The following is a 2,660-nucleotide window of genomic DNA, read 5'->3' as shown; positions in this document are numbered from 1 at the left end:
TACGGCTGCACGGTCAAGGAGCTGTGCTTGAGCGCGCATGTATATTTGCTGGGCATCCTGACGACGGAGGAAGAGATTGTTACAGGCGTGGTCAGCCACGACCGGCCGCCGCTGGAGGATGCGGACAAAATATTGGGCTGCTTTCTCAATACGTCGCCCATCCGCATGGGTGTAGCGCGCGAAGTGTCCAAGTCGGAGCTGGTGAACCGTACCAGGCGGCAGCTTGGGCAAATGAAGGCGCATGAGCTGTTTCTGGTCGATATTGCCCATGCCATCGGTGAAGTGTCAAGCCCGTCGGTCAATCCGATCTTCGATACGCTGTTTAATTACACGAATTTTCATGTGCTTGAAGAGAAACAGCCGGAGCGAGAGTTCGTACCGGAGACGGCGGCACTGAACCTGGAAGCCAATGAGATGACGAATACGTGGTTTGATCTGGAAGTATCGCAATACTTGAGCAGTCTGAGCATGCAGATCAAATACGCGCCGGCTTATTTTGAAGACCGGGAGATCGAAACGGCGTCCGCTTGGTACGAACGAATCCTTGAGGCGCTATGTGACGAGGAGACGGACATCCTGTCGATGGAGCAGCTGATGACGGCTGCGGAGCGGCAAGCTATCGTGTACGAATGGAATGGGACGGAACAGCCGTACGCCGCCGAGAAGACACTGCATCAGCTGTTCGAGGAACAAGCGGCGAGGACGCCTGAACGGCCGGCGGTAAGCTGGAACGGCCAGGCATTGACCTACCGGGAGCTGGAGAAGCGGTCGAACCGGCTGGCGCGGCGGCTGCAGGCCCAGGGAGTGAACGTCAATGACCATGTCGGGCTGATGACCGGGCGGAACTTCGAGATGATCGTTGGCATGCTGGCGATTCTGAAAGCCGGCGCGGCGTATGTACCGGTGGACCCGGACTACCCGCCAAGCCGGATTTCGCATATGATCGGGCACGCGGGAATACGCGCCGTGGTCGCCGATCAGGCGTATGCAGAAGTGCCCGCACAAATCATCGACAGCCGGGACCCTTCGCTGCTGGCGCATTCCGCGGAGGCGCTGCACCTGGCCAAGGATTCGCACGAGCTGGCGTACATTATATATACATCCGGCTCCACCGGGGAACCGAAGGGTGTCATGATCGAGCATCATTCGGCCGTGAACCTGGTCAGCTGGGTCAATCAGGAATTTGGGGTTCATGAGGAAGACCGGCTGCTGTTCATCACGTCGATGTGCTTCGACTTGTCGGTGTACGACATCTTCGGACCGCTGGCGGCCGGGGCCCGGATTGTGATCGGAAGCCGGGAGCAGGTGCAGGAGCCCAAGCAGCTGCAGCAGCTGCTGAAACAGGAAGCCATTACGATTTGGGATTCGGTGCCGACGACGCTGAACCATCTGCTGCATGGCCTGGCGGAACAGGAGGAGGCGGCCAGTCAGAAGGAACTGCGGCTGGCGCTGGTGAGCGGGGACTGGATTCCGGTCGATTTGGCGGAGCGAGCAAGGGCAGCCTTCCCGAACGTGCAAGTGATCGGACTTGGGGGTGCGACGGAAGCGACCGTATGGTCGAACTACTATCCGATCCGGGAAGTGGCAGCGGATCAAACGAGCATTCCGTACGGCAGGCCGCTGGGTAACAACACCTTCTATATTCTGGACGCCGAGCGGCACCCGGTGCCGTACGGGGTGGCCGGGGAGCTGTATATCGGAGGTGTGGGCGTAGCCAGAGGATATTTGAATGATCCGTCGAAGACCAGCGCCTCGTTTATGGCGAATCCGTTCGTACCGCAGGGGCGGATGTACCGGACAGGGGACATGGGGCGCATGCTGCCGGACGGGAACATGGAGTTCCTGGGGCGCCGGGATCATCAGGTGAAGATCCGGGGCTACCGTGTGGAGCTGGGCGAAATCGAGAGCCAGCTGCTGAAGCATGAGGCGGTCCGCGAAGCGGTGGTGACCGACCGGGAGGATGCCGCCGGCGGGAGATACTTGTGTGCGTACGTGGTGCTGCAGGAGGAGACGGCATTGGCGGACATCCGGGAGCACCTCGTCCGGGTGCTGCCGTCCTATATGATACCGGGGTATCTGATCCGGATGGAGCGTTTGCCGCTGACGCCTAACGGGAAGCTGGACCGCAAGGCGTTGCCGGAGCCGGAGGCAAGATCGGATTCGGAAGAACGGGTTGAGGCAGCGAGTAGCGGGACGCAGCGGAAGCTGCTCAGAATTTGGCAGGACGTGCTTGGCGTAAAGAACATTGGCATGAGCGACGACTTCTTTGCAATCGGAGGACACTCCTTGCGGGCAACCGCGCTGTTGACCAGAATCCAGAAGACGTTGAACGCAGAGCTGACGCTGCAGGATGTATTCCTCCTGCCGACGATTAAAGAGCAGGCGCAGAAGATCGAGGGGATGTCCAAGATGGCATACAGCGCGATCGAACCGGCAGCACCACGGGCAAGGTATCCGCTGTCTTCGTCGCAGCGGCGGCTGTACGTGCTGCATGAGGTGGAGCCGGAGAGCACGCGCTACAACATGCCGGGCGTGGTGGAACTGGCAGGGAAGGTGGAGGCGGAACGGCTGGAGCAAGCGATCCGCACGGTCATTGCCCGTCACGAATCGCTGCGCACGTCGTTCACGTGGATCGACGGCGAGCCGAGACAACAGATACA

Annotated in this window: 1 protein-coding gene; it reads left to right on the top strand. The window is 60.2% G+C overall.

Going from position 1 to position 2,660, the window contains the following annotated elements; all coding sequences use genetic code 11:
* Window positions 1–27 precede the first annotated feature (27 nt).
* A partial coding sequence (locus F1379_RS29405; RefSeq protein ID WP_239004864.1) for a non-ribosomal peptide synthetase occupies window positions 28–2,660 on the top strand: 2,633 nt, incomplete at its 3' end.

The sequence above is a fragment of the Paenibacillus tepidiphilus genome, assembly GCF_008635795.1.
Lineage (GTDB): Bacteria > Bacillota > Bacilli > Paenibacillales > Paenibacillaceae > Paenibacillus_AQ > Paenibacillus_AQ tepidiphilus.
Note: the sequence above shows the minus strand (reverse complement) of the source record. Positions and strands in the feature narration are given on the sequence as shown.